Consider the following 26,771-nt stretch of genomic DNA (forward strand, 5'->3'; position numbering starts at 1 on the left):
TTATGTTTATAATACATAATTATATTAATACTATAAAACAGTTAGTGTTAATTTTATAATTAATCTGACATCTTGTGGGATATGTTTTCAAATTATTGTACCGTTGAGACGGTTGTTAAGATAGAAAAGAATAGTCTGAATGCCCTCGGATTTTCCGATATTGTAGACGGGACAGTTTATACCATCTTGGTACGGCTTGAGAAAAACAAGCTGGTAGAAATTACGAAAAAGCCATCTGATATGGGGCCACCGCGAAAGTTTTTCACGCTCAACGATGCTGGGTGCGAAGAGCTGAGGAGATTCTGGGAAAGATGGGAATTGGTATCATCAAAAATTAACAAGTTAAAGGAGAAGAAATAATGAAGTTTGGGGAAAAAATTACGGGAAATGACATGACTAAAGAATTGAAAACTTTTGAATTGCTAGCCAAAAATCTACCCGCTGATTATCAAGTGGCATGGGAAAAAATTGAGGATAATCTTTGGCAACACTCAGATTTCACTGGTCGCAACCTAATGCCAATTCTTGAAGGTGTGCTTGGACTGCTGGAAGAAACGGCTGCGGACGGTCAGAGTATACAAGAGGTTTTGGGTGGTGATATCGAAGGCTTCTGTTCAGCGTTGATAGGAGAAGAAGGGGCAAAGTCTTTTCGGGACAAGTGGCGCAAGCAACTCAACAATAATATCGCTAAAAAGTTAGGTAGATAGGAGGATAAAATGAGAATACAAGATATCATCGAAGGCAAAAAAGAGTGGAGAGTGCACGTGGCGCGTGTCAAGGCGCTCCCGAAAGATTATCAGATTGTTTATAAAGAGATTGAAAAATATCTCTTTAAGGTTGGTCCAGTTGAATTAACTGATGGTATAGATTTACTCTCTGGGATTGTGAACTTTTTTGAAGAGGGCGTGGCCTTGGGGAAAGGCGTGCTTGAAGTGACGGACAGTGACGTAGCCGCTTTCTGTGACGATCTAATCAAAGATTCAAAAACTTACGCTGACATCTATCAAGAATCTGTTGACCAAGAAGTTAACAAGGCCATGAAAAAGGTTAAGGATAAAACAAAGTAAAAGGATAGAGGTCAACAAAACAAGGGTCAAGATACTTGATGATACGGTGCTTGAAAACTTCCCACTATTTTGTCCTAAGTGTAAACAGGAAACGATAATCAATGTAAAACAAATGAAGTAGATGGCTTCTAAGACGCTTTGAGATATATCCAAATGCATATTACAATAGTGCTTAAATCAACCAATGTTGGAAAGAACCTAAAAAAGGTTGACATATCATTTATTTAACATCCTCTAATGCTTAATTTTCTAATAGATCAATAATAACTGTAGCACAATTTTTAGCACCATCTTCAGTTTGGATTTTAACACCTATTGCTTTTGCCTTTGCTATGAGGTCTGGTTGAAAAGCTGATATGAGAGCATTAGCCAAGTTATCGACAGTTAAATTCTTTACATTTATAGGTTTAACACCAATTCCTAGATCATAAGAACGATGAGCCCAGGCAAATTGATCGTTAGAGAATGGAATAATAATACTTGGAATACCAGCACTAAATCCTGCAGCGGAGCTACCAGCACCACCATGATGACAAACAGCCGAAACATGGTTAAAAAGCCAAGTGTGAGGGATACTATCAAGTGCATATATATCATCGGTTAGATTATCAGGTCTACCAAAACCACAGATAATAGCTCGTTTACCACTTTTTCTTATTGCATTAACGATAAGTTCACCTAGTTCAGCATGTTTTTTCATCATAGACATACTTCCAAAACCTATATAGATAGGTTTCTCGCCTGCCTGAATGAAGTCTACTAAGGCTTCGTCGGGTTTAAAGTCATCTTTCTCCTCAACAAACCAATAGCCTTTTTGATGGATATGTGAGTTCCAGTCTGCAGGCCTTTCAAATATATGATTACTACAGGAAATGAGAGCTGGCTGATTAGATTGGTTATGGTGTTCATAGGGAGCACCAAAATCTTTTGGTAATCGACCGAATTGCTTTTTCCAAAAAGATTTAACGGAATCTTTTCCAGCCAGCCATAACATACCTTGTATCATTAAGTAGCTTAATTTTTTATTAATCATAGTTGGTTTTGATTTACCATACATAACAACGGATAAATATTCTTTTGTTTTGTGCATAGGAAATGGTGAGGCAAGTACAGATGGTATGCCAAGTTCTTTAGCTGCAAAATAGCCAATAGTTAAACCTGGATGATAAATAATAAGTTCGCTATTTTGACAGGCTTTATAATATTCTTTAGTAGTATACTCACCGTATGCTTTCATTTTATTGAAAGCTAGTAGCATTTTGAGTGGATTATCTGCAGAACCAGCTTTTTCCAACATTTTTGGATCAATGTTTAAAGCACTTATATCTACGTTAATTGGAAAATAATCAATATCGTAATTGGTCACAAATGATTCGAATTCTTTTGGACCTGAAATTCGTACTTCTTTTTTATATTTCTTTAGTTGTTGTGCAAGAGCTATATAAGGTTGAAAATCACCTCTTGAACCGCCGCATAATATTGTAATCATAAGTTCTCCTTTTAAAAATGAATTTTAGAGTTTGTTTAGTTCGACAACTTGTTGTATGATATAAGTTTATAGAATAAAGAACAACCATACAATCAACAATCTATGTCGATGTGTCGGATTAATATACTAAGGAGAATCCTAATGAATAAAAAACAACCTGAAATAACCATGATGACAAAACAAACCATAAAAGATGCATTTTGGGAATTATATAAAGAAAAAAAGATTGAAAAAATAACAGTTAAAGACATTACGCTAAAAGCAGGATACAATCGATCTACCTTTTACGCATATTTCACAGATGTATACGATATACTTGAACAGATTGAAGAAGATTTAATGCCAGGGATAGAACATTTACCATCAATAGATAAATCTCGTGAGCATAGCCCTGATTTTTTTAAAAATATCATTACAATTTATGAGAAAAACAGTGACTATTATTCAGTTTTATTAAGTGAGAATGGAGATCCACGTTTTTCAATAAAGATGAAAAATGTTTTTAAATCGATGATGATGGAAGCTATAACAAATCGCGTAAATATTTCACCTGAAGAGATAGATTATGCTTTAGAGTTTTTAGTCGGAGCTACCCTATCAATAATAAAACATTGGTTTGATCAGAATAAGAATATTCCAATGGAACAGCTTATACCTTTGATGTATAAGCTGATGGATAATCGATTTGTTCAGGAATTGGATATAGACATGGATAGGTAATAATTATATAATTAGATTAAAATACAAAATATGGAGATAAGGAGTGAACCTATGAGTCACCTTGAAAAACTAGATTTATATCAAACAATTATTAATGAATTAAGACCTTTTGAGGGCGAAATGCTAAAGCAAATAAAAGAATTTTATCGAATTGGATTAACATGGACATCCAATGCACTAGAAGGGAACTCATTGACGATGAGTGAAACCAAAGTTTTAATAGAAGATGGACTAACAGTGGGGGGAAGACCCCTAAGGGATATGTTTGAGGCAGTGGATCATGCTAAAGCATATGATTATATGTTTACTTTACTTGGTAACAAAGAAATTGCAGAGAAAGATATTCTTTATTTACATAAATTGTTTTATCATAATATAGATGAAGAATTTGCAGGAACATACCGTGATATTCCTGTATTTATTACAGGCTCTAACTACCCAGTTACTAAAGTTGAAGATATTCAAAGTGAAATAGAAGATTTATGTAGGTGGATGAATAAGGAAAGAAGAAAGTATCATCCAGTAGAATTTGCAGCCCTTCTTCATAAAAAGTTTGTATTTATTCATCCTTTTAAAGATGGTAATGGTAGGGTCGCTAGATTATTAATGAATACAGCACTAATACAGGATGGATACTTGCCAGCATTAATTCCACCAATCTTAAGAATAGACTATATTTCACTCCTTGAAAAAGCACATGAAGATGATAGACCATTCATTAATTTTATATTAGAGAGGGAGTTGGAATCGCAAAAGGACTTTTTAAGACTTCTGCAAATACCATTACCAAAGTTAGGAAAAGATAATAATGGAATGAAGATAAAATAGTAAGTTATTTTTAGACTTATTAAGAATGTAAAGTAAATAATATTAGAACATCGATAGAGGATGGGAGCTAATGCTTATCATCCTCTATCATTTAGTGTTTTTTCATTGTAGAAATTATGATTAATGTTTATAAAAACCATAAATAAAGGAGTAAGTTTATGAATTGTAATAGATGTAGAAAACTGCATAAAACTTTTTTTGAAAATCAAGATGTTTATATGAATCTACCAACCCATCATCACATTGAGCTATCAGAAATTGCATTAAAGAAAAACAATTATAATTTTAGAGCAGTAGATGATGGTTACTTAATAAAACAGGTGGAGTTTCAAGATTTCATTCTTTTTTTGAGTAATTCTGTTTTTAATCCTGTGGAGCAAAAAGATATAAAAATCTTACCATTACAAAATGGAGAAGACCTTAAATTTTCTTCTTTAAGAAACTATAGAAGTTTATTGCAATGGGTAAAACTATATCAAGGCATGGAAGTGGCTGAGATAATAAATGAAGGAAGAATAAAAACTCTTTTTCAACCAATTATTGATCCAAGAACAGGAGAAATCCATGGTTATGAGGCATTGAGTAGGGGTGTGTTAAAAGATGGTACTATTATGAATCCTGAAAAGTTATTTTCAATAGCAAAGGAGATGGATTTATTATTTTATTTGGATCGAGTTTGTCGGGAATATTCTATTAGAGCAGCTTCAAGAAAAGGTATAATAAAGAAGATTTTTGTTAATTTTATTCCTACTGCAATCTATGAACCGTCTTTATGTTTAAAAAGTACTGCAAAAGTTTTAAATGAAGAAAATATAAATGAAGATCAAATAGTTTTTGAAGTAGTAGAGACAGAGAAAGTAGAGGATTTTAATCATTTAAATGGAATTCTTAATTATTATAGGGATAAAGGTTATTCTACTGCATTAGATGATATAGGGAGTGGATATTCTACTATTGATTCTCTTCTCCAACTTAGGCCAAATTATATGAAAATCGATATGAATATAATACGGGACATTGATATCAATAGTAATAAACAAGAAATATTATCTAATTTTATAAATGCTGGTAAAAAAATAGGAGCAACTATATTAGCAGAAGGAGTTGAAACATTAGCTGAGTATGAATATCTAAAAAGAGAAAATGTAGACTTAATGCAAGGATATCTTTTTGGGAAACCCGAAGAAACACCATTAACAGGTATACTCTTACCATAATATTTTTATAGATAGGGTTTTTAAAACTTGATATTTAGTAATTTTGCCAAATTAAGAGAACAATATTTAAAGTATATAACAGTAATTAATAATGTGTTTATGAAAATACCCTTTTTTCAAGCCCGCCAGCTATAACAGATTGTATATTTTGATATAGTGTAAGTGAATCTCGTATATAGAAAAACATGGAAGGTAAGTCTTTAAAAGAATTTAAAATAAGGATATATGATTTATAATCAAATAATTTGAAAGTAGCATTAGACAAATGTTGAGTAATTTAAAATACAAAGGACATTCCATATTTCAAAAGACCGATACGTTAGATTTCCTAACAAAAGAGAGGGCGGTAAATAACGGAGAAGTTTCAATATATTATGTAGAGAGAAGCCAGTTTGGATTTGAACATAGAGTCCTAATTGGCTTTTTTTGTATAATTTTAGAGACAAAGAAATTTTTTTAAAGAGAAAACAATAGCTATATACCTGCATAAGTCACAATTATTTGTTTTATAACATATGTTAAAAGTAAATAATGTTTAAAAACATAAAAATCCTATTATAACTAGAAATGCTAATATAGTATAAAAATCAACTTGTTTTGAAAGGTGTTGAAGATATATGAAAATTTCAAGGCTATTAAAAATTACTAGTGTTATAAGTATAATACTTATAATTTTAAATGTTTTTGCAGTGTTTGAATTAAATATAGGCATCAAAGCAGAGAGAATAGCAAAAGATAGACAGTTCCAATTTGCAAACTTAGGACTACAATTAAGAGATGCTTCGGACTACTTGACTAATCAGGTAAGAGCTTATGTTCAATTTGGAGAAAAAATATATTATGATAATTATTGGAAAGAAGTAAATGAAACACAAACAAGAGAAAAAACTATCTCTAAATTAAAGGAGATAGGAGCAAAGGAAGAACATTTCTTAATTTTAGAGAAAGCAGCTGAATCCTCTAATAACTTGGTGAAAACAGAAGAAAAGGCTATGGAGGCTATACAAAGAGGAGATGGAGAAACAGCCAGAAGATTAGTATTTGATGACAATTATAATACATCTAAGAAAGAAATAACAAATTTATCTAACTTATTTATTGAAGAGATTAATAAAATGGCTGAAAATGAGGTAAAATATTCTTCTAATAAATCTATTTTTTTAATTACAATAGTATTTATTTTAATAACTTTACTCATTTTAGCAATAATTATAACATTTGTTTTACTTGCTCAGAAAATTAGAAGACTAGATGTAGTCACAAAAAAAATAGATGAATTAGCAACGAAGGATGGAGACCTTACATCAAAGGTTGATATGATAAGTAGTGATGAAGTAGGAGAGATATCCAATAGTTTCAATATTTTTATTGAAAAAGTAAGAAATATAGTAATAGAAATAGCTAATATTTCTGAACATGTAGCAGCATCTTCAGAGGAATTAACAGCAACAACCAATGAATCTGTCATAGTGGCAGGTGAAGCTACTAAAGCTATATATCAAATAGCAAAAAGTGTTACTAATCAGGCAAAAGAAACTGAAGAAGGTGCAATTAATATAGATTGTTTAGGTGATTTAATAGAAGATGAATTAAGGCAAGCTGAAAAATTAGACAGTCTATCGAAAGAAATAATATTATTAGTAAATGAAGGATATACTGCATTAAATGAATTGAAAGAAAGTGCAGTGAAAAATAATAATATTACAAAAGAAGTGAAAAACATTACATTAGAAACTAGCCACAGTGCAGGAAAAATAGCTAAAGCTAGCGAGATGATAAAAAATATAGCAGAACAAACTAATCTATTAGCTTTAAATGCGGCCATAGAAGCAGCTAGAGCAGGGGAATCGGGTAGAGGATTTTCAGTTGTAGCAGATGAAATTAGAAAGCTTGCTGAAGAGTCTACAAGATTTACCGAAGAGATAACTAGTATAATCAAAGATTTAATTAATAAAACAAATAATTCCGTTGAATTCATGGAAGAAGTACACAATATTGTAGAATCACAATCAGAAAATGTAAACAATACTCAAGATAAATTTGAAGGTATAGCTAAAGCTATAGATATTATAAAAGATGCAATAAAAACCTTAAATGATAGTGGACATGAAATGGGTATTAAAAAGGAAGAAATTATAAACATTATAGAAAACCTGTCAGCTATATCAGAAGAAAATGCGGCGGGTACACAAGAAGCTGCAGCTTCTGTGGAAGAACAAGAAGCTTCAACAATGGAAATAGCTAATGCTAGTGAAGAATTATCAAAACAAGCGGAAGCCATATTTAAAAGCATAGGAAGATTTAAATATTAGGTAATATTAATGTTAATACCAAAACATATAGAACAAGGAGAATATGATCAAGTAGAAAATCAAATAACAAATGGTGAAAAACTTTTAGGGGTTGAACAAATTTTTAAAAGTTTAAGATATTGAGATGTCAAATAATAAATATACTATAAAGATAACTCCGAGTATCTGTTTTAAACAATTTACTCATTCTATTATTGCCTATAGCCTTAAAATATATAGCTATAATTCTACCACTGTATTGCTATTATATTGAAAATATGTAATAATTAGACTAATAATAACTAAAGTTAAAGAATGCATCATAAATTTAAAGGATATAGGAGGAATTGCCAATGAATAAGTTAAATAATAACATTGCTGAACTACTTAAAGGTGGGGTAATAATGGATGTAACAACACCTGAAGAAGCAAAAATTGCAGAAGAAGCAGGGGCTTGTGCTGTAATGGCACTAGAAAGAGTACCGGCAGACATTAGAAAAGATGGTGGTGTTGCAAGAGCTTCAGATCCACAAATGGTTAAAGCTATACAAAAAGCTGTTTCAATTCCGGTTATGGCTAAAGTAAGGATAGGACATTTTGTAGAAGCCCAAATATTAGAAGCTTTAGAATTAGACTATATTGATGAAAGTGAAGTATTAAGTCCTGCCGATCCTAGTTTGCATATTGATAAAAAAGCATTTAAAGTTCCTTTTGTTTGTGGAGCAAAAAATCTTGGTGAAGCTTTAAGAAGGATTGGAGAAGGGGCATCCATGATTAGAACTAAAGGAGAACCAGGAACTGGAGATGTTATAGAAGCAGTCAAGCATATGAGACTTATGAATTCTGAAATAAGGAGAATTCAAGGTTTAAAAAAGGAAGAATTAATGAATGCAGCTAAAGAACTTCAAGCTCCTATTGAACTTATTGAATATATAAATGAAAATGGAAAACTCCCAGTTGTTAATTTTGCTGCTGGTGGTGTTGCTACTCCTGCAGATGCTGCGATGATGATGCAACTTGGCTGTGATGGAGTATTTGTTGGATCTGGAATTTTTAAATCAGGCGATCCAAGAAAAAGAGCAAAAGCTATTGTTCAAGCAGTAGCCAACTATAATGATGCGAAAATACTTGCTGAAATCTCAGAAGATTTAGGAGAAGCAATGGTTGGAATCAATGTGTATTCAATAGATAAAGAAGAAAGAATGGCAGATAGAGGCAATTAATATTTTATAGAATTATATACTTGGAGTGTAATATTGCTTGTTAAAGAGCAATAGGATTGAAAAAGTAGATGAATAAAATAATTTGAAAAGCTAAAAAATAAACTCTATATAGTAGAATCTATATAGAGTTTATTAAATTGAGATAATTATCTTTTAGATAGTTTAATATAAAATCAGGCTTGTAAAAATATCTGGCTAAGGCTGAATTCGTTGTACTAACAGAGATAAAACTCTCAGGTTTTAGCATAATTACAGGTGTTAATAATGCGTATATTATATATATTAGTAAAACACCTTTTGCAAAGCCAAATATAAGGCCTGAAAACTTATTTAAAGTATTTAAAATAGGTAGCTTAAAGAAACTATCTATCTGCCTGATAATTAGAATTAATATTGAGTTAACTATAAAATAAATTATAATAATTATAAATAGTTTAATAATTAAATAAGTTATTTTATCAGCTATAAGAAGACTTGGCCCATTTAACAAGGCTTGTATTTTAGGATACAAAAAGTTGTTTAAACCATTATATATACTGGTATTTTGAGTCATAAAATTTATGATATATGGGTAGAGAGCTTTAGAAATTATTATTGCAAAAAATAGTCTTATTAAACTAAAAAATGATAAAATAAACCCTCTTCTATAACCAGATAAAGCAGTTAAACCTATAATTGCTAAAATAATTAAATCTATTATATTCATAACTTTTCCTTTCCATATTTATTATTTATCAAAACACTTTAAATATGTTAAGATATATAAACACTAAGCTTTTTAAAAGTATTATATGTATATCATATCATATAATCAGTTTTATTAGCAGATGATTAAATTTTAAAGAGGGATGATTTATGTTTAAAAAATTTTGGTGGTTTATTTCATACTATAAAAATAAATATATTTTAGCATTTGTTTTTTTAGCTTTAAGTAATATCGTAGGGCTTATACCGCCCTATATAACAGGAAGATTAACTGATATGATATTTGAAGAGACAATTGCTTTAAATACTTTTTTAATTATCTTGGGTTTAGACATTCTTGTTATAGTAGTTAAATATTTTTTAGCTATGGGATGGAGTTACTTTACATTTAGAGCAGGAAACGAAATAGACTATAAGATAAGGGACAAGCTTATGACAAAGATTTTAAATCAGTCCATGAACTTTTTTGAAAAGAACTCTACAGGCTCTCTTATGGGAAAAGCTACAAATGATGTTGACAGTATATCTAACTTAGCTGGTATAGGAACATTAAGTTTGTTTGATTCTACTGTCTTTCCAATTATCATTATAATAATGATGATGGTGGTTGTAGATGTAAAGCTTACTTTAGCTTCGATACTGCCTCTTCCTATTCTTGCCTACTTAAGCATATGGATTGGAGAAAAAATTCTTGTAAGATGGTATAAAGTTCAGAGGGCATTTGACTCTCTAAACTCTAATGTCTTGGAAGATATAGAAGGAATAAGAATAATACGAGTATTTAATCTTCAGGATATAAGGCGAAGGAAATTTGAAGAAAATGGTAAAAACTTACTTGATAAAAATATGGAAGTTGTAAAATATCAAGCTCTTCTTACTCCTGTTCAAAGGATTATACCAGCATTTACATTTATTATAGGGATATGCTATGGAGCTGTTTTAATTTCAAGGGGAGAAATTTCTATAGGAAAGTTAATTTCTTTTACCTACTATTTAAATATGCTTGTATGGCCTATGCATGCATTTGGTAACTTTATCAACTTTAAACAACAGGCAAATTCTTCAATGGACAGAATACAAGAAGTTTTAGATTATAAAGAATATATTACAGATAGTCCAGAAAGTATAGACCTAAATGAAAATCAGGATATAGAGTTTATAAATCATAGTTTTAAATATCCTACATCAAGGGAAGATGTTTTAAAAGATTTAAATATAAAAATAAAAAAAGGTAAATCTATAGGTGTTCTTGGGAAAACTGGTTCAGGAAAATCAACATTTATAAAGCAGCTGCTTCACCTCTACCCTATGAATACAGAGAGTATATACATTGATGGAAAGAATATCGATAAGTATACAGCAGAAAGCATTAGAGAAAAAATAGGTTATGTACCTCAGAAACATATGGTATTTTCAAAAAACATAAAAGACAATATAAAACTTTCAAAACCCAATGCTACTGATGAAGAAGTAATGGAAGCTATAAGATTTGCTGACTTTGAAAAGGATCTTAAAATATTTCCAAAAGGACTTGATACTCTATGTGGTGAAAAGGGGATTTCTCTTTCAGGTGGACAAAACCAGAGAATAAGTATAGCAAGAGCAATATTAAAAAATCCAGATATTTTAATATTGGACGATGCAATGAGCGCGGTAGATGGTAAAACAGAAAAAAACATCTTAAGAAATATACAAAAACTGAAAGAAAGAAAGACTATGATTATTTCAAGCCATCGTATAAGCCAGGTTAAAGATCTTGATGAAATCATAGTTTTAGATAAAGGAGAAATTAAAGAAAGAGGAACTCACGAAGAATTGATTAAAAAAGGTAATTGGTATTCCAAACAATATCAAAATCAGTCAGCAAGGAGTCATTTTGATGAAGAATAATATAAGAAATAAGCTAGTAACAGAAAAATTAAAACAACATGCAATGAATGAAAAAAAGTCTTTAGCTGTAGGTCTAGTGCTTTCTTTAATTAGAACAGGTATGGAAATCCTGGGTCCTTTAGTTATTGGCTTTATACTGAACAATTATATAAAGATAAATATAGAAAGAAAAGACTTTATTTCTATATTAAAGCTTCTTGGAGTTTATCTTATAGCTTATCTCTTAAGCGGACTATTTAGTAATTTAGCAATTATATCATTTGAAAAGGCAGCAAATAAAATAGCTTTTAGCATTCAAAAGGAAGTTTATCAACATGTTACAAAACTTCCTATCTCTTATTTTGACACACTGCCTTCAGGTAGCATTGTTTCAAGAATTACTAATGATACAAACAAATTAAAAACAATGTTTCAGCTAGTATTATCTGATATTACAACTTCTGCCATAATGGTTGTAAGTCTTTACTTGATGATTCTTATAACCAATTTTGCTGTAGGAATAATGCTTTTAATACTCCTTCCCTTAGTATATATTATATTTAGGGACTTAAGATATAAAACAGCCAAATATACAACTCTTACCAGAAATTATATCGGGGACATAAATTCTAGCATCAATGAAAATATACAAAATATAGAGATTATCAAATCATTTGTTAAGGAAGACTATATAAAGGATGAGTTTGATAAAACAAATAAAAAGATATTTGATACAAATTTAGAGATTACTAAGGTAAGAAGCTATGGAGGGTATAGAGCAATTGATATTGTAAGTTATCTTGGAACAGTAATAGTTCTTTTATATTTTGGAGTAGGAAAGATAACCAGTGCTTATGCGGTAACTATAGGTAGTATGTATATTGTAATAGATTATGTTACTAAAATTTTCAATAATATAAATACTATTGTTACAAGATTTGGAGAGGTTGAGCAATCCTATGCTTCGGCATCACACATATTTAACTTGCTGGAGTTAAAGCAGGTTAAAGAACAGCAAGGAAGAATCAAAAATATTATAGGAGATGTAAGATTTGAAAGTGTATACTTTGCTTATGGTGAAGAAGATGTTTTAAAAGATATAAGTTTTGAAGTTAAAAGTGGAGAAACAATAGCATTTGTAGGTTCAACTGGAAGCGGAAAAAGTACTATAATAAATTTGATTTTAAGCTTTTACAGCCCAAGGCTTGGAAATATTTATATTGATGATAAAAATATAAAAGACATAAATGAAAATTCTCTAAGAGAAGAAATGTCAGTAGTGCTTCAGGATGCTTTTATATTTGAAACTGATATAAAAGATAATATTGTACTTGGTGATGCTAGATTTACTGATGAGGATGTAAAAAAAGCTCTTATAGATGTAGGAGGAGAAGAACTCGTAAAAAGAGGAATAAATCAAAAAGTCTTTGAAAAAGGAAACAATCTTAGCCAAGGTGAAAAACAATTGATTTCTTTTGCAAGGAGCTATATAAGAAATCCAAAGATTTTAATTTTAGATGAAGCTACTTCAAATATTGACACTGAAACTGAAAAAGCAATACAAAAAGGTATTCAGAAATTAAAAGAAGACCGTACAACATTTATAATAGCTCACAGGCTTTCTACTATAAGAGATGTAGATAAAATCATTGTTCTTCATAAAGGAAGAATAATTGAAAAAGGAAATCATAAGTCTTTAATGATTGAAGATGGTTTTTATAAAAATATGTATGATGAACAGATGAGAAATCAGTAATAGTTGTGATATTATGATGGAAAGAGTTTATTATAGATAAAAAAGGAACTATTTACTATCTATTATATATAATAGATAGTAAATTCATGATATAATACAAGTATACTTTTTTATCAGGAGGACATTTTGTAATGTTTATTAATAAAAATAATAAGTTTCTTATAATAATACTTTTATCGATATTATTTACTTTAACTAAAAATACTAATGTTTTAGCCGACTCGCAACTCCAAATAAATATAAATGAGCAAGGCGATTTTTTAGAAGAAAAAAGATTATCACAAAGTAAAACGCTTAAAGAAAAACAAAGAAGTGCAACTGTTGAGGGAATGCTCTCTTTTAAGGAGATTGAAGATAGAAAAAAAGCTGAAAAAGAAAAAAAAATAAAAAAAGAGCAAAACCAGGAAGAAGATACGTACTCTGAAATAGTTAAATCTATTAGAAAAATGCAAAGTAAAAAGCAAGGAGCTAAACAAACAGCAACTAAAAAATCAAGAAGTAATACCTACTATAAAAATACTAATATTCCTATAATTAAACAGAAAACAAATAAACAAGAGAGGATTACTCTTAGTAAAACTGTAAGCAATATTATCCCAGAAGGAATGGAGAGTAAGCAAAGCGAACAGTTATTAGGAAAAAATGTATTAATAAAAGACTTAGATAAGCCTGTTCCAAATAGAGAAGCTATGGATATGAATTTTCCTGATATAAATATGTTTGAGCGTATTGTTATGGCTGAGTCAGGCGGTGAGCCTTATTTAGGACAGGTAGCAGTTGCAAATGTTATATTAAATAGAATTAGAAGTGATAAGTACCCTTCTACACTAGAGGGGGTTATTTTCCAAAAATCTCAGTTTTCTCCCGTTAAAAACGGAATAATCAGGGGACGAATCCCAACTCAATCTGTTAAAAGGGCTGTAGCTGAAGCACTAAATGGTAAAATGGTAGTGCCTGAAGATACTTTATACTTTGTTAATCCAATTTTAGCAACAGATCAAACTATACCACGGACCAAAACTCCTGTTAAAGTTATAGGGTCTCACGTTTTTTATAAATAAAAAAGTACATCTAAAATATCAAGATTGTTGTATGATATTTTAGATGTACTTATTATTTATCGCAATTCATGTATTGTAGTTTTTTCATTTCTACTAACAGGAATTATTATACACTCTTGTCCATCTATTGTCTGAGATTTGATCTCACTTACCTTTTCTGGCTTTACTTGTAAAATAATATCGTAATTTTCCTCTATATCATCTTTAAAATCAACTTGCTCAAGTTTAACTTTAAGAAACTCTACCTGTTTTTCAAGAGTCCTTTCTTTTTTTCTTAATTCACTTTCCTTAAGTGCTTTTTTATCAATAAGACTTTCTGCTAGTGGAAGGTCATTATCAAAGCTTTCTTTATAGAGGTTTTCAATTTTAAGGGCATTATCTTTTGTAATTCCACTTTCTTCGAGTATATCTTTTAAATTATCTTGTGTTAGTTTTATAGGCTCACTGCTCTCATTGTTAGTGTGTAATTTATAGTCACTAACCATATTGCTTAAGTTCTCTTGAACTTCCATATATATTTTGTTGGCTTCTTCCTCATCAGCACTTATAGAATCTTTTATAACGCTTTGAAACTTGTTCTTTTGTATAGTAGAAGTATCCTTTGCTAAACACCCTAATGTATTTTCTAAAAGTTCTTCATGAATTTCCTTTGGGTTCTTTGTATAATACATAATAGAGTCAATATCTGGACTACGGTCTATGAAAGCAGGATATGTAAATCCACTTGTTGGAAAGCCAACTACCCAGTCTCTTACTCTCGACTTTATCTTATTTTCTTCTTCACAATAGCTAAGTCCAGCATCTGAAAGTGAAACAGGACAAATTGCACATATTATATATTCAAAAACTTCTTCAGATTCATCAACTTTCAAATTATCTTTTGTTTTTGTGATTATATCATACACATCATGAAAAAGGAGTATTAAATAGTTACCTTCATAGTTATAGTTATCTATAATTGATTTGTAAAGATTATCTAAAAGATCATTATCCTTTAGCTTACTCTTTTTTAATCCAATTAAAGAAAGTTGTTTATCGTTTGATTCTTTCTCATCATTTACAAAATTAAGCCCAAGTATATTGTTTCCAATGGTACCTGATAAAACTTTTTTGGCAATTTCTAAGTATTTAAAATAATCATCTTCATCTAAATTTAAGAAATTTTCGTTTATTTCTAGAACTATATTTTTTTCTGAGTTAACAAAGCAACCACATATTCTAGTAAAGGTGCATTCATCTTTTTTAAAACGTTTTTTTAATTCAAGTATATCTTTTCTTTTCATCTATAACCTCTCAATCTGTAAAATTATTCACTATACTACTAAGTATATTTTTTCCTATAATAATGCTATTAACTTATCGTATATTTACCAAGTTACTTATTTACTATTTCAACTTGCACCATAGCTTCCTCCTTTATATAATATAATATATTATATTATACACACACATCAATATAAAAGAAAAGTTTATAATAAATTAATCTATTGATTAATCTAGGGTAAATACACTATAATAAATACACTATAATATATCGGAGTTGAAATGATGAAAATTTTATATATATTGCCTGATGAAACTGTAAAGTCAGGTGGAAATTGGGTGACAGTAACTAGATTGGTAGAGGGGTTTAAAAAAAAAGGAATTATTGTAGATATAGCTGAAGCTAAAGATGTAACAAAAGGACTGCCTATGAAATATGATGTGATTCATGCATTCCATGCATTTAAATCCCTGGTAAAGGTTAGCGATTTACTTATAGATATGGATAAAAATATAGTAGTTAGTTTTACAGGTACAGATCTTAAACAATTGCAAGAGATGGAAGATGGTAAAGAAGGAATAGTAGATTTATTAAATAAAATAAAGACAATCGTAGTCTTTCACAGTGAAGCCAAAGAAGAATTAATTAAAGAAGGAATTGCTCAGGATAAAATAAAAGTTATCCCACAGACACCTATGCTTATAGAAAGAGAAAATATACTAAATAAGCAATATCTTAGTAACTTCATCAATCCAAGTTATATTACTTTTCTTTTTGCTGGCGGGATACGAAAGGTTAAGGCTCCTTTGGAAACAATTGAAATGTTCTCTAGTTTAGTAGAAAGAATAGAAAACATTAGATTAGTTATTATTGGACCAATATTAGAAAAAGACTTAGGGGAAGAATTTAAGGAAAAAATAAAAGAGAAAAATTGGGCAACATATCTTGGAGAGGTTTCTCATAAAGATGCGCAGGGCTTTATTTTGAAATCAGATATAGTGCTTAATGCATCTTTTTCAGAAGGAATGCCTAACACCCTTTTAGAGGCAAAATATATGGGTAAGCCAATTCTAGCAAGAGATGTCGCGGGGAACAGGGCAATTATAACTCATGGAGTTAATGGCTTTTTATTTAAGGATAAAAAAGAATTTGAATACTATGCTACAAAATTAGTGAAAGATTCTAAACTAAGAAAAGAAATGGGACTATTAGGTATTAAAGCTAAGAATAATTATAATTGGATACAAGAAATAGATATGTATGAAAAGATTTATTTAGATTAAAATAATAAAATAATTGAGAAATATAAAATAAAGAGGGTTAAAGTAAAATTTAATCATCTGAAAAGACAACAGTTTATATAGTTGACTATACTCCTAAAACTAGCGGAGAAAAAGTAAAAACCATAAGTGGTTAACAGAAGATGAGTTAACAGACAAGTAAAACTTATTATCAATTAATCAATCTCCTGCATATCATATAATGTAATATAAAATGAGGGAGGTTGAGAATTTGATGAATGATTATTTAAATTATCCTGAATTTTCTGCAGGAGATAGGGTAATATCAATTGTAAGTCATCCACCAGAAATTCATCCAGGTACTTCTGCTAGAATAGTTAATCCTTGGATTGCAAGTCTTTGCGCAGTAAAATTACCAGATGGCATGATTCATCGTTGGTTTGCAAGTTTTGAGCTAGAACCTGAAGATGCATGCTCAAGCAATAATCTTACTCCAGGGGGTTATGCTACAGTTATAAACTCAACTGGACATGGGCAGCCACCGCATGTTGAAGTTGGAACAAGAGTTAGAATAGTAAAATGTATACCAACTATCTTTTATGATGTAATATTAAGTAACGGGGAATATCATAGGTGGTTAGCTGAATTTGAACTGTCAAAGCCTATATAAACAATTATAAGACTGTAAAATATAAAAGATAAATCCTTAAGCTAAGAATGTATTTGTCAATTGAAATTTAGTTCTTTCCATATACTTTGTCAATCCAATTTTAGCAACAGATCAGACTGTGCCACGGACGAAAACTCCTGTTAAAGTTATAGGGTCTCACGTTTTTTATAAATAATATAAATTCATATAATTTTTCATATCAATGGGAAAAGTCATCTTTAGTTGATTTAAATCAACTAAAGATGACTTTTTTATATTCCTAAAAAGTGATTACGCTTTTAATCGCATGGTCTACATGGATTACATGATTCCCAGCTTTTGCAAGGGCTACAGTTTTTATCTGGCCATTCTATTAGACATATTCGTTCAGTCATAACTGTAACTACCTTTTCACCCGGTTGTCCATCATCTACGTGAATACTAACAAAATTAGTCCCAACATTGCATATTTTGCCCATAATTACCTGTTCTTGACCTGAACATTCCACATGAATTTTTACGCTACATCCTTTTAGTCTAAACAACTGAAAATTAAGATTTCCTTGTAACCCAGCAAGGTTAGCTTGAAGTGGTGAACATCTATGATGAAAACAGTTGTCGTGATTATTACAACATTTATCGTGGCAGTGGCACATATTACAACCACATTTTATATTATCCATATAAATACCTCCTTTCCTTAGTTTATTTTATGATTATCCATACTGATTGGACACTAACATTAAAGACACCTAAAGATAAAAACTACATATAATAACACAAGAAGATGGCAGAGATAGTCTAAATTCAATGTGTTGTCTTTTTAAAGATTATATTTAAAGGAGGAAATATAATGTCCCACATTAACATTAACATTAACCCAACAAAAGAAGACTCCATTACTGATGAAAACATTATTAATATTAGTAGAGATTTAAAAATGCAGGCAATAGAAAAATATAAATCAAAGAATGCAAAATATTGTAAGCCAAATCCAAATGACATAGTTCCTGAAAATAAGCTGTTTAAAGATATGTTAAATAAAGATATTTTACTTGTATTGGATGCTGTTCAATTAAATATACTTGGACAGGTTTTTAGACCTATATTTACTGGGAGGGTTGTTGAGGTAACTAATGGGGCTATTACTCTAGACCCAGTAATAATTAAGATGAACACTGCACCATTTTATAAGTTTCCAACACCTCTAAGCTTTCCCATGGAAAACATAGCTTACTTTACACTATTTGATCCTGAAACCCGTATTTCAATTCCTTAATATAAATTATGGAGGTAATTAAAATGTCATCAAAATTTAATGATATAAAATGTCGTGATATTAATTTTATTAGAGAATCAGTTGTAGAAGAAACTTTTAAAAAATCCATTGGTAAGAAGGTATTAATTTTAACTCAAGAGTTTCCTTTCTTAGTGATTGGAAAAATAAAAAATGTTGAAGGTGACTATGTTTTTGTTGATGTGGAAACTACTCATATCGACCCACTTGAAAATAGAGTTTTTCGTATTCACTTAGATAGAGTTGAAGTTTTTTACATTGAGAAACCGGGAAAATTAATTCCTAAAATCTCTCATCGAGATTATTGTACTTCAAAGGGATGTGATGAGTAATGAACAGGTGTTTTCATATAGTGGCTATTCCAATAAAGATTGTTGTAAATAAATTTGGAGAGCACGACCCAGATGGTATGATGTATGTATTAAAGGAAAATGAAGAAAGAGTAAAAAAAGAAGTAGACTCTAATCCATTTACTCCTGTTGATCTAGTAGAGCCTTTAGTAATTAGAGCTACAGAAGGAGATGATATCGAAGTATTATTTGAAAATAAATTGCCTTTCCCAACATCAATGCATATTCAAAGAGCAGAGTATAATGTTCAAACATCAGATGGAGCATTTGTAGGATGTAATGAAAATTCTATCGCTTCAGCTTGTCCCCCTGGTGGTACTCGATTGTATAAATGGAAAGTAATAAGAGAAGGTGTTCATATCTTTAGTGATTTAGGAAATCCACTCTCTAGTGAACTAGGAAGTAATGTCCATGGTTTATTTGGAGCTTTAATAGTGGAAGCTAAAGGCTCTACTTGGACTGACCCTATAACTGGGTATCCAATCAATAGTGGACTTTATGCAGATATTCATCATCCTTTCCATCCATCTTTTAGAGAGTTTGCATGGATATTTCATGATGAAATGGAAATAAAAAATTTAATTGGTGAAATACCTATTGACCCTATGACATTACAACCAGAAGCAACTCACTCCGTTAACTATAGGGCAGAACCAATGAGAAATAGAGTACTCCTTAGTCATAATGGACTTGTTTGTTCTGATTGTGAAGGTGAAGAAGTTCACCATGACTCTTGGGTTTATGGTGATCCTGATACACCAATACTTCGTTCCTATGTAGGAGATCCGCATAAGATTCGTTTGATTCATGCAGGTGTACAGGAAACTCATATATTTCATTATCATGTTCATCAATGGCTTTTTGAACCAACTGATCCCAATTCGGAGATTCTTGACTCTCAAGCAATTTCTCCTCAAAACTTTTATACAATTTCTCCTTTATATGGATCTGGTAGTTTTCAAGGAGCCTTTGGAGATATAATTCTACACTGCCATTTATATCCTCACTTTGGGGAAGGGATGTGGGGGATGCATAGAGTTTTTAATACAATTCAAGATGGGATGCAATGCTACCCTAATGGGACTAAGATAAAAGCACTTCAGCCTCTTCCAGATAGAAAAAGACTACCTAATCCTACCCCTAAAAAGCCAGGGTACCCTAATTTTATACCTGGAATAGTAGGATGTAAAGCACCACGGCCACCTCTTGGAATAGAAGGTGGAAGAGAAGTTACTGAAATTGAAAGGAATCAATTTGCACCAAATGCTCGTCCAGGAGCTGTTTTCGTAAACCCTTGTACTGAAGGCGTGACACCTGAAAGGAGCTTTGATATAGTTGGTATACAAACAAAAATTTGCTATAACAAAGAAGGGTGGCATGACCCAGAAGGCAGATTATATGTACTAAAAAAAGATAAAGAAAAAGTGTTATCTGGAAAAAAAGATCCTGAACCTCTTGTTATAAGGGCAAATGCGGGAGAATGTATTCGCGTCAAATATACAAATGAGTTTCCAGATACACTTGGTGGAAATGCATTTCAACTTCTAACAAGAACTTACGAAAGTGCTACTCATATTCACTTTGTTAAATTTGATCCATTAGTATCAGATGGCGGAAATGTTGGATGGAACTATGATTCAAGCGTATTACCTGGAGAAACTATAAACTTTCAGTGGTATGCAGATGTAGAACTAAAAGCTACTTTTTTTCACGACCATTTATTCCCAAATACTCATCAACAACATGGTGTCTTTGGATCAATTAACATTCAAGCCAAGGGTTCAAAATTTTTAGATCCAAAAAATACTTGTAAACAAATTAAAAGTGGTACTCAAGCTGTAATTACTAATCCACTGATTCCTGATTTCCGTGAATTTACTTTATTTGTTCATGATTTTGCTTTATTGTTTGATAAAGATGGATGTCCCATAAATCCACCACCATTCTCAGGTTCTCTAGATGATCCAGGGGTTATGGGAGTGAATTATCGTAGTGAACCGCTACAATTTAGATTAAAAAAACCTGACTGTGATCCAGCATATGTTTTTAGTTCGTGGGTTCATGGTGATCCTTGTACCCCTATACTTGAGACTTATAATGGAGATCCAGTTCGCATTCGTTTACTTGATGGAGCCCAAGAAGAATCCCATAGTTTTAACCTGCATCGTCAAAGATGGCATAGAGATAGACCTAATCTTGATTCCAAAATAGAGCAACAACAGCATATTGGTATATCTGAATCTTTTACTTTGGAATTAAATATTGAAGGAGATGGAGACTTTGACATGCTTTATCACTATGGCTCTATTGATGATTTGTGGGTTGGTAACTGGGGATTGATCAGAAGCTTTAAGGAAAAAGCAAACAATCTACCACCATTGCCTGATCGTAGTTCTCCATTAGAGAGAAAAAATATATTACCTGTACCAACTGGTAAAAGACCACCAAAGGCAATGAATCCAGGAAATCCATGCTTATGCGATGCACCTGTTAGAAAATATAGTGTAGTAGCACTTCAAGTGCCTATCGTATACAACAAGGCTGGTGACCATGACCCACATGGTATAATATTTGCCTTAGAAAAAGATGTTCCTAAAATACTATCTGGAGAATTAAACCCAGAGCCTCTTATACTTCGTGGTAATGTAGGAGATTGTATAGAAGTAACACTTAATAATAATCTTACAGGAAATTTCCACAATAATGATGTTCATGGATATCCTGGTGTCCCAGCAGATGCATTTTTCCCCACCTCATCGCGAATCTCTCTTCATACTCAAATGCTTCAATATGATGTAAGAGGATCAGATGGAGCAACTGTTGGATTTAATCCAGACCAAACAATTGAACCTGGAAAAAGCATAACTTATCGTTGGTATGTTGATCAAGACTTTGGCGCATGCAATCTTTGGGATATGGCAGATGTTAGAAATCACCGTCATCATGGAGCCTTTGGAATATTTATTGCAGAGAAAAAAGGATCGAAATATCTTCATCCTACTACTCGTGAAAAAGGTGCAACTGGATCTCAAGTTATTATATCTCATCCACTATTAGGAGAATTTAGAGAATTTGTTCTTCTAATGCATGATGGAGTCAGACTAGTAGATAAGAATGGGGATCTAATAATAGATCCTGAACCGATATTTGTAGAATCAGAAGAAGTTGAGGACTTTGAAGACCAAGGTTCAAGAGGATTTAATTATAGGTCAGAGAGAATTATTCATAGGCTAAAAGAGAATCTTGATCTTTCTAAAGTATTTAGTTCAAATTGTCATTGTGATCCTTCAACTCCAGTGTTCCTTGCCTATCCAGGGGATCCTGTAATAGTACGATTTGTATATCCAGCTGATAGGGCAAGAACTCATACTTTTGTACTTCATGGTCACACATGGCTTAGAAATGAGGATCTAGTGGACTCTACGATCATATCAGCTAAAGGGCAAAACACTGTAGGAACTACTGCTAACCTCAATCTTATCTTTGGTGCTGGAGGAATGTATAATATACCAGGAGACTATATGTATAGATCGGGTAATATTAGACCAGATGTTGAACTTGGTATGTGGGGTATAATGCGTGTTTTAGATAAAGAAGATTCGATATTAGCACCACTATGCAATAATAGTTCACAAAAACTACTTCAAAAGGAGGGAATTAACCATGAAAGATAACTTTTCTTGTCCAAATGAAATACCATCTACAGTTAAAGATGATTTATTTTGTACTCCTTTAGAATGTCCAGAGAAAATATCTGTTAAAAGATTTTCATCTCCAACTACTGAACTTTCTCCTGAAGAATTTGAAAAACAGAAGCAGTGTATTGAGCAAATCAACAATTTATTAAGTACCTTAACTAATCCAAGAGATCCTAATAATTTAAGTGCTCTTAGATTGCATTTTAGAATGCTTCGTGGGATTTTAGTTGAGATTGAACTTGAATGTAATGATACTAAAGAAATCATTAAAGGTTTATTGAAAGAGGCTGGTCGAGATTTTTTACAAATAGAAGACATTGGTAAAAGATACTTTATACCCTATAACCGAATTTGTATGATTAATAGTAATGATTGTAGTCCCCATGAAAATCATAATCATAATAGAGAACTTAAAGATATTGACAAATGTTTAAGAAGGGATATTGTTCTAAACTTTGGAAAGGTTGTATCGGCAGATCCTAAGTTAATAAATTTCTTCTTTGGTATCCCACTATATTTACAACTAGCGAATCTTATCGGTTGTAAGGTAGTAGTCAAGATAGATGGAGAATTAAGTGTTCTCGAAGGGAAATTAGTAGAATCTATAAAAGAGAAAATATGTATTAATACCTTGGATAACACAGTAAGAGAAATAAACATTACAGAGATTTGCAGTATAATAATATAATAAATATGTTTTATTTTCCCCTAAGCATAGCATAGGGGAATTTTTGTGAGAGGTCAATTTTATGGGTGAAGCAGTAAGGTTTCATTGTATATCAACACTATAGTCAAATTCTCCTTTTCTGTAAGTGCTTTTGGGATAATAACTTATAATATAGTGGGAGTTAGTTTGATCCTGAACTTGCTAAGAAATTTATAGACCTATTTTAATAACTTGTATATGTTATGTTGCTTCGTCTATAGCAGATCTTAATTCTTTTTCAACTCCCATAGCAAGACTAACCAACTCATCACCAGCTATCATTTCAATTAGCTTTGTAGGATTTGTCATTCCAATAAATACTGAGTTGTTATTTTCATATACTACCATCTTACAAGGCAAGAAAAAACCAACTTCTATATTTTGTTCTAATACTTCTTTTGCTTGCTGAGGATTACAAACCTCTAATATTTGGAAATTTTTATTAAAATCTAACCCTTTTTCTTGAAGTTTTTCTTTAAAATTTAATTCCCATAAAACTCCAAAATTATGATTATTAAGACTTTTCTTTAGATCTTCTATGGCTACTTCAAAACTTTTGTCTGTGCTTACTTTATAATTTATTTCCATAACAATTCTCCTTTGAGTTTTTATTAGTATAGTACCCTATATCAAAGAAAATAAATCAATTCTTGTGGAAGTTATTTAGATAGCAGTATTGATAAGTAAAAACAATTAAAAACTTAAGTTTAAAAGGTTTTAGATAAATTATTAGAGTCAGTATCTAAATCATATAAATTCATGTAATATTTATATGATTCATGCTATAATAGTAGAAAAGTTATTCTAATTATATTAAAAATATTATAAATGATACTTAAAGGAATAACTTAATTATGCTTGGAGGCAAAGATGAAAAGGAGAGATAATTTAAACTTAGGTGATAAAATCAAAAATATAGTACAAGATTCTATAAAAAATAGAGATTTTAATAGATTAAATAAAAATGTTAAAGAGTTTGTTGAAGAAGCACTTGAAGAGGCTAAAAAGTCAATCATCCAAAAACAAAGTAGTTATAATAAAAGTACTAATAAAACTGTAAATAACTATAAAAATATCAATAGAAAAAGTATTTTTAAAAGTAATTCTCCAACAGATCTAAATACTTTTACCATACCAGTTGGACGCGTATCAAGTCTATTATTTACTATCTTTGGCACTATAGGAAGTAGTATCTTTGGAATAGCCATATTTGTATTGACATTGTTAGGAGGGACTATTGGGGGAGAGGGAATTTTTTATACTATTGCATTGGGGTTATTTCCTTTATTTATAATAAGTATAATTTCACTTATAAATGGAAAGAGAATTAGAAAGAGACTAAAAAGATTTCAAAGATATATCTCTAAGATGGAAAAACAAGATTATTGTTCGATTGATGAACTCTCTAAAGCAACTAGATTAAGTAATAAAGCTGTAATAAGAGATTTACGAAAGATGATTGATATTGGTATGTTTCCCGAAGGACATATTGATGAGGGAAATACTTGTTTTATGTTAAGTAACGAGTGCTATGAACAGTATCTTAATCTTCAAAAGAACCTAAAGATGGAAAATATAAAAAAGGAAAAAACTAAAGATATTAATAAAGGGGATAATTTAAATCCTGAAATTAGAAAAGCAATAGATGAAGGACGAAAATTTGTTGTGGAAATCAAAGAAGCAAACATTGAGATTCTGGGAGAAAAAATTTCCGCTAAGTTAGATAGATTAGAGGAAATAACTGGAAAGATATTTGATTATGTAGAACTTCATCCAAAAAAATTTCCAGAGATAAAGAAATTTATTGAATATTTCTTACCAACAACTTTAAAATTAGTTAACGCTTACAAAAAATTAGATTCTCACTCTATACAAGGAGAAAATAGTTCAAGTGCAAAAAAAGAAATAGAAGAAACTATGGATACTATTAATCTTGCTTTTGAAAATCTGTTAGATGGCTTGTTTGAAGATATAGCAATTGACATATCAACAGACATATCTGTCCTTGAAACTATGTTTGCACAAGAAGGATTAACAGATAATGATATGAACATTAAAAAATAAAATATGGAGGATAAGAATGAATAATAAAATTCCAACTTTAACTTTTGAACCTTTTAGCGATGATTCATCAATAGAAGAAGGCTCAAGCACAGACATATTAAGTCAGCAAGATATACAAATTAAAAAAGAACCATTTGATGAAAATATGCTATCTCCAGAAGAAAAAAAGGTAGTAGAGGATTTTGCAAGTAAGATTGACTTAAATAAATCCAACGAAATTTTACAATATGGGGTAGGTGCCCAAAAGAAGATATCAGATTTTTCAGAAACTACTTTAAACAATGTAAGAACTAAAGATTTAGGAGAAATAGGAGAAATGCTATCTGGTGTGGTAACAGAACTAAGAAAGTTTGATGTAGAAGAAGAAAAAAAAGGATTTTTAGGGATATTTAAAAAATCTTCTAATAAACTTACTACAATGAAGGCTAAATATGATAAGGCAGAGGTAAATGTAAATAAAATTTGTGAAACTTTAGAAAAAAGCCAAATACAGCTATTAAAAGATATAGCAATGCTTGATAAAATGTATGAGCTTAACAAAACATACTTTAAAGAACTTTCTATGTATATCCTGGCAGGCAAAAAGAAACTCGCTAAAGTCCATCAAGAAGAATTGCCTGCACTAATAGCAAAATCAAATACTAGTGGATTACCAGAGGATGCACAGTCTGTTAAAGACCTAACTGCTCTTTGTAATCGTTTCGAAAAAAAGATACATGATTTAGAATTAACTAGAATGATCTCTATCCAAATGGCTCCACAGATTCGTTTGGTTCAAGGAAATGATAGTATAATGGCTGAAAAAATACAATCTACTATTGTAAATACAATTCCATTATGGAAGAGTCAAATGGTCTTAGCTTTAGGCGTTACTCATTCAAGTCAGGCTGCAAAGGCTCAAAGAGAAGTAACTGACATGACCAATGAATTGCTAAAGAAAAATGCTGAAACACTTAAATCTGCAACTATTGAGACAGCAAAAGAATCAGAAAGAGGAATAGTAGATATTGAAACACTAAAAGCTACGAATGAATCCCTAATATCTACACTTGATGAAGTTATGCGTATTCAGATAGAAGGTCGTCAAAAGAGAAAAGAAGCAGAGATAGAGTTAAACAGAATTGAAGAAGAATTAAAAACTAAGCTTTTACAAATAAAAAGTTAAAGATTTATACTACTCTCTAAAATATAGGAATATTTAAACATTAAGTTTAAATATTCCTATTTTAAATCTATTGCAAAGATTGTAAAAAAATGATAATCTATGTAGGCGGTT

General features: G+C 30.8%; 25 protein-coding genes and 1 pseudogene. 21 read left to right on the forward strand and 5 right to left on the reverse strand.

Annotated elements, in window-relative coordinates:
- The first annotated feature begins 81 nt into the window (after positions 1-81).
- The 4 genes from TICRE_RS12135 to TICRE_RS12150 are packed head-to-tail and all read left to right on the forward strand — an operon-like array spanning position 82 to position 1,188.
- On the forward strand, positions 82-360 hold the full coding sequence (locus tag TICRE_RS12135) for a PadR family transcriptional regulator (protein WP_075728456.1): 279 nt from the start codon (positions 82-84) through the stop codon (positions 358-360).
- A complete protein-coding gene (locus tag TICRE_RS12140; RefSeq protein WP_075728458.1) occupies positions 360-707 on the forward strand; it encodes a DUF1048 domain-containing protein in 348 nt (115 codons plus the stop codon). Before TICRE_RS12135 ends, TICRE_RS12140 begins: the two co-directional genes overlap by 1 nt.
- Positions 708-716: 9 nt before the next feature.
- Positions 717-1,067 (forward strand): DUF1048 domain-containing protein, encoded by a 351-nt coding sequence (locus TICRE_RS12145; protein WP_075728460.1) that lies wholly within the window; start codon positions 717-719, stop codon positions 1,065-1,067.
- Positions 1,068-1,071: 4 nt separating this feature from the next.
- Positions 1,072-1,188, forward strand: coding sequence for a cysteine-rich KTR domain-containing protein (locus tag TICRE_RS12150; protein WP_198927575.1), 117 nt, complete (start codon positions 1,072-1,074; stop codon positions 1,186-1,188).
- A gap of 120 nt (positions 1,189-1,308) precedes the next feature.
- On the opposite strand, the gene TICRE_RS12155 is transcribed toward TICRE_RS12150, so the two are convergent.
- The gene (locus TICRE_RS12155; protein ID WP_075728462.1) at positions 1,309-2,556 is read right to left on the reverse strand and encodes a glycosyltransferase; all 1,248 of its coding nucleotides are present in this window, start codon (positions 2,554-2,556) and stop codon (positions 1,309-1,311) included.
- A 168-nt stretch (positions 2,557-2,724) separates the two neighbouring features.
- Between TICRE_RS12155 and TICRE_RS12160 the strand changes: the two genes are divergently transcribed.
- From TICRE_RS12160 to pdxS, 5 genes are all read left to right on the forward strand, one after another.
- Positions 2,725-3,276: a TetR/AcrR family transcriptional regulator gene (locus TICRE_RS12160; protein WP_198927572.1), complete on the forward strand. Its 552-nt coding sequence runs from the start codon at positions 2,725-2,727 to the stop codon at positions 3,274-3,276.
- Positions 3,277-3,327: 51 nt separating this feature from the next.
- Positions 3,328-4,104 carry a Fic family protein gene (locus TICRE_RS12165; protein ID WP_075728466.1) on the forward strand — a complete coding sequence of 259 codons (777 nt, stop codon included), beginning with the start codon at positions 3,328-3,330 and terminating at the stop codon, positions 4,102-4,104.
- A 158-nt stretch (positions 4,105-4,262) separates the two neighbouring features.
- Positions 4,263-5,321: an EAL domain-containing protein gene (locus TICRE_RS12170; protein ID WP_075728468.1), complete on the forward strand. Its 1,059-nt coding sequence runs from the start codon at positions 4,263-4,265 to the stop codon at positions 5,319-5,321.
- A gap of 617 nt (positions 5,322-5,938) precedes the next feature.
- Positions 5,939-7,633, forward strand: a complete 1,695-nt coding sequence (locus tag TICRE_RS12175) for a methyl-accepting chemotaxis protein (RefSeq protein ID WP_075728470.1) — start codon at positions 5,939-5,941, stop codon at positions 7,631-7,633.
- 332 nt (positions 7,634-7,965) lie between these two features.
- Positions 7,966-8,835, forward strand: coding sequence for a pyridoxal 5'-phosphate synthase lyase subunit PdxS (pdxS, locus tag TICRE_RS12180; RefSeq protein ID WP_075728472.1), 870 nt, complete (start codon positions 7,966-7,968; stop codon positions 8,833-8,835).
- 118 nt (positions 8,836-8,953) lie between these two features.
- Here pdxS and TICRE_RS12185 read toward each other — a convergent pair whose 3' ends face one another.
- Complete coding sequence (locus tag TICRE_RS12185) at positions 8,954-9,541, reverse strand: CvpA family protein (protein ID WP_075728474.1); 588 nt, start codon at positions 9,539-9,541, stop codon at positions 8,954-8,956.
- Between the two features lie 149 nt (positions 9,542-9,690).
- On the opposite strand from TICRE_RS12185, the gene TICRE_RS12190 reads away from it, so the two are divergent.
- From TICRE_RS12190 to TICRE_RS12200, 3 genes are all read left to right on the forward strand, one after another.
- Positions 9,691-11,430, forward strand: coding sequence for an ABC transporter ATP-binding protein (locus tag TICRE_RS12190; RefSeq protein ID WP_075728476.1), 1,740 nt, complete (start codon positions 9,691-9,693; stop codon positions 11,428-11,430).
- Positions 11,420-13,165 carry an ABC transporter ATP-binding protein gene (locus tag TICRE_RS12195; protein WP_075728478.1) on the forward strand — a complete coding sequence of 582 codons (1,746 nt, stop codon included), beginning with the start codon at positions 11,420-11,422 and terminating at the stop codon, positions 13,163-13,165. Before TICRE_RS12190 ends, TICRE_RS12195 begins: the two co-directional genes overlap by 11 nt.
- Before the next feature lie 131 nt (positions 13,166-13,296).
- Positions 13,297-14,226, forward strand: coding sequence for a cell wall hydrolase (locus tag TICRE_RS12200; RefSeq protein WP_075728480.1), 930 nt, complete (start codon positions 13,297-13,299; stop codon positions 14,224-14,226).
- A gap of 56 nt (positions 14,227-14,282) precedes the next feature.
- Here TICRE_RS12200 and TICRE_RS12205 read toward each other — a convergent pair whose 3' ends face one another.
- A complete protein-coding gene (locus tag TICRE_RS12205) occupies positions 14,283-15,509 on the reverse strand; it encodes a DUF4317 domain-containing protein (protein ID WP_075728482.1) in 1,227 nt (408 codons plus the stop codon).
- 265 nt (positions 15,510-15,774) lie between these two features.
- On the opposite strand from TICRE_RS12205, the gene TICRE_RS12210 reads away from it, so the two are divergent.
- From TICRE_RS12210 to TICRE_RS12215, 3 genes and pseudogenes are all read left to right on the forward strand, one after another.
- Entirely contained in the window at positions 15,775-16,773 is a 999-nt protein-coding gene (locus TICRE_RS12210; RefSeq protein ID WP_075728484.1) for a glycosyltransferase, read from the forward strand.
- A gap of 59 nt (positions 16,774-16,832) precedes the next feature.
- Positions 16,833-16,907 (forward strand): annotated as a pseudogene (locus TICRE_RS13870) (DUF1541 domain-containing protein); the annotation flags it as partial.
- Between the two features lie 95 nt (positions 16,908-17,002).
- Positions 17,003-17,401, forward strand: a complete 399-nt coding sequence (locus tag TICRE_RS12215; RefSeq protein ID WP_075728486.1) for a hypothetical protein — start codon at positions 17,003-17,005, stop codon at positions 17,399-17,401.
- 278 nt (positions 17,402-17,679) lie between these two features.
- On the opposite strand, the gene TICRE_RS12220 is transcribed toward TICRE_RS12215, so the two are convergent.
- On the reverse strand, positions 17,680-18,063 hold the full coding sequence (locus tag TICRE_RS12220; RefSeq protein ID WP_075728488.1) for a hypothetical protein: 384 nt from the start codon (positions 18,061-18,063) through the stop codon (positions 17,680-17,682).
- Positions 18,064-18,233: 170 nt separating this feature from the next.
- Here TICRE_RS12220 and TICRE_RS13535 point away from each other — a divergent pair, with 170 nt between their 5' ends.
- The 4 genes from TICRE_RS13535 to TICRE_RS12240 are packed head-to-tail and all read left to right on the forward strand — an operon-like array spanning position 18,234 to position 23,413.
- Positions 18,234-18,659: a hypothetical protein gene (locus TICRE_RS13535; protein ID WP_198927573.1), complete on the forward strand. Its 426-nt coding sequence runs from the start codon at positions 18,234-18,236 to the stop codon at positions 18,657-18,659.
- Positions 18,660-18,682: 23 nt separating this feature from the next.
- Positions 18,683-19,009, forward strand: coding sequence for a hypothetical protein (locus tag TICRE_RS12230; RefSeq protein WP_075728490.1), 327 nt, complete (start codon positions 18,683-18,685; stop codon positions 19,007-19,009).
- Positions 19,009-22,701, forward strand: a complete 3,693-nt coding sequence (locus TICRE_RS12235; protein ID WP_075728492.1) for a multicopper oxidase domain-containing protein — start codon at positions 19,009-19,011, stop codon at positions 22,699-22,701. Before TICRE_RS12230 ends, TICRE_RS12235 begins: the two co-directional genes overlap by 1 nt.
- Positions 22,691-23,413: a hypothetical protein gene (locus tag TICRE_RS12240; RefSeq protein WP_075728494.1), complete on the forward strand. Its 723-nt coding sequence runs from the start codon at positions 22,691-22,693 to the stop codon at positions 23,411-23,413. The genes TICRE_RS12235 and TICRE_RS12240 overlap by 11 nt, the downstream gene beginning before the upstream one ends.
- A 219-nt stretch (positions 23,414-23,632) precedes the next feature.
- On the opposite strand, the gene TICRE_RS12245 is transcribed toward TICRE_RS12240, so the two are convergent.
- Positions 23,633-24,019 carry a DUF302 domain-containing protein gene (locus TICRE_RS12245; RefSeq protein WP_075728496.1) on the reverse strand — a complete coding sequence of 129 codons (387 nt, stop codon included), beginning with the start codon at positions 24,017-24,019 and terminating at the stop codon, positions 23,633-23,635.
- A 282-nt stretch (positions 24,020-24,301) separates the two neighbouring features.
- Between TICRE_RS12245 and TICRE_RS12250 the strand changes: the two genes are divergently transcribed.
- Both TICRE_RS12250 and TICRE_RS12255 read left to right on the forward strand, forming a co-directional pair.
- A complete protein-coding gene (locus tag TICRE_RS12250; RefSeq protein WP_075728498.1) occupies positions 24,302-25,495 on the forward strand; it encodes a 5-bromo-4-chloroindolyl phosphate hydrolysis family protein in 1,194 nt (397 codons plus the stop codon).
- Positions 25,496-25,511: 16 nt separating this feature from the next.
- Positions 25,512-26,660, forward strand: a complete 1,149-nt coding sequence (locus TICRE_RS12255) for a toxic anion resistance protein (RefSeq protein WP_075728500.1) — start codon at positions 25,512-25,514, stop codon at positions 26,658-26,660.
- Positions 26,661-26,771 lie beyond the last annotated feature (111 nt).

The organism is Tissierella creatinophila DSM 6911 (assembly GCF_001940565.1).
Taxonomy (GTDB): domain Bacteria; phylum Bacillota; class Clostridia; order Tissierellales; family Tissierellaceae; genus Tissierella_A; species Tissierella_A creatinophila.

Excerpts from the sequence above, each read along its gene's own strand:
- TICRE_RS12135 (WP_075728456.1), top strand. The coding sequence starts at position 82 with ATGTTTTCAAATTATTGTACCGTTGAGACGGTTGTTAAGATAGAAAAG.
- TICRE_RS12140 (WP_075728458.1), top strand. The coding sequence starts at position 360 with ATGAAGTTTGGGGAAAAAATTACGGGAAATGACATGACTAAAGAATTG.
- TICRE_RS12145 (WP_075728460.1), top strand. The coding sequence starts at position 717 with ATGAGAATACAAGATATCATCGAAGGCAAAAAAGAGTGGAGAGTGCAC.
- TICRE_RS12155 (WP_075728462.1), bottom strand. The coding sequence starts at position 2,556 with ATGATTACAATATTATGCGGCGGTTCAAGAGGTGATTTTCAACCTTAT.
- TICRE_RS12160 (WP_198927572.1), top strand. The coding sequence starts at position 2,725 with ATGATGACAAAACAAACCATAAAAGATGCATTTTGGGAATTATATAAA.
- TICRE_RS12165 (WP_075728466.1), top strand. The coding sequence starts at position 3,328 with ATGAGTCACCTTGAAAAACTAGATTTATATCAAACAATTATTAATGAA.
- TICRE_RS12170 (WP_075728468.1), top strand. The coding sequence starts at position 4,263 with ATGAATTGTAATAGATGTAGAAAACTGCATAAAACTTTTTTTGAAAAT.
- TICRE_RS12175 (WP_075728470.1), top strand. The coding sequence starts at position 5,939 with ATGAAAATTTCAAGGCTATTAAAAATTACTAGTGTTATAAGTATAATA.
- pdxS (WP_075728472.1), top strand. The coding sequence starts at position 7,966 with ATGAATAAGTTAAATAATAACATTGCTGAACTACTTAAAGGTGGGGTA.
- TICRE_RS12185 (WP_075728474.1), bottom strand. The coding sequence starts at position 9,541 with ATGAATATAATAGATTTAATTATTTTAGCAATTATAGGTTTAACTGCT.
- TICRE_RS12190 (WP_075728476.1), top strand. The coding sequence starts at position 9,691 with ATGTTTAAAAAATTTTGGTGGTTTATTTCATACTATAAAAATAAATAT.
- TICRE_RS12195 (WP_075728478.1), top strand. The coding sequence starts at position 11,420 with ATGAAGAATAATATAAGAAATAAGCTAGTAACAGAAAAATTAAAACAA.
- TICRE_RS12200 (WP_075728480.1), top strand. The coding sequence starts at position 13,297 with ATGTTTATTAATAAAAATAATAAGTTTCTTATAATAATACTTTTATCG.
- TICRE_RS12205 (WP_075728482.1), bottom strand. The coding sequence starts at position 15,509 with ATGAAAAGAAAAGATATACTTGAATTAAAAAAACGTTTTAAAAAAGAT.
- TICRE_RS12210 (WP_075728484.1), top strand. The coding sequence starts at position 15,775 with ATGAAAATTTTATATATATTGCCTGATGAAACTGTAAAGTCAGGTGGA.
- TICRE_RS12220 (WP_075728488.1), bottom strand. The coding sequence starts at position 18,063 with ATGGATAATATAAAATGTGGTTGTAATATGTGCCACTGCCACGATAAA.
- TICRE_RS13535 (WP_198927573.1), top strand. The coding sequence starts at position 18,234 with ATGTCCCACATTAACATTAACATTAACCCAACAAAAGAAGACTCCATT.
- TICRE_RS12230 (WP_075728490.1), top strand. The coding sequence starts at position 18,683 with ATGTCATCAAAATTTAATGATATAAAATGTCGTGATATTAATTTTATT.
- TICRE_RS12235 (WP_075728492.1), top strand. The coding sequence starts at position 19,009 with ATGAACAGGTGTTTTCATATAGTGGCTATTCCAATAAAGATTGTTGTA.
- TICRE_RS12240 (WP_075728494.1), top strand. The coding sequence starts at position 22,691 with ATGAAAGATAACTTTTCTTGTCCAAATGAAATACCATCTACAGTTAAA.
- TICRE_RS12245 (WP_075728496.1), bottom strand. The coding sequence starts at position 24,019 with ATGGAAATAAATTATAAAGTAAGCACAGACAAAAGTTTTGAAGTAGCC.
- TICRE_RS12250 (WP_075728498.1), top strand. The coding sequence starts at position 24,302 with ATGAAAAGGAGAGATAATTTAAACTTAGGTGATAAAATCAAAAATATA.
- TICRE_RS12255 (WP_075728500.1), top strand. The coding sequence starts at position 25,512 with ATGAATAATAAAATTCCAACTTTAACTTTTGAACCTTTTAGCGATGAT.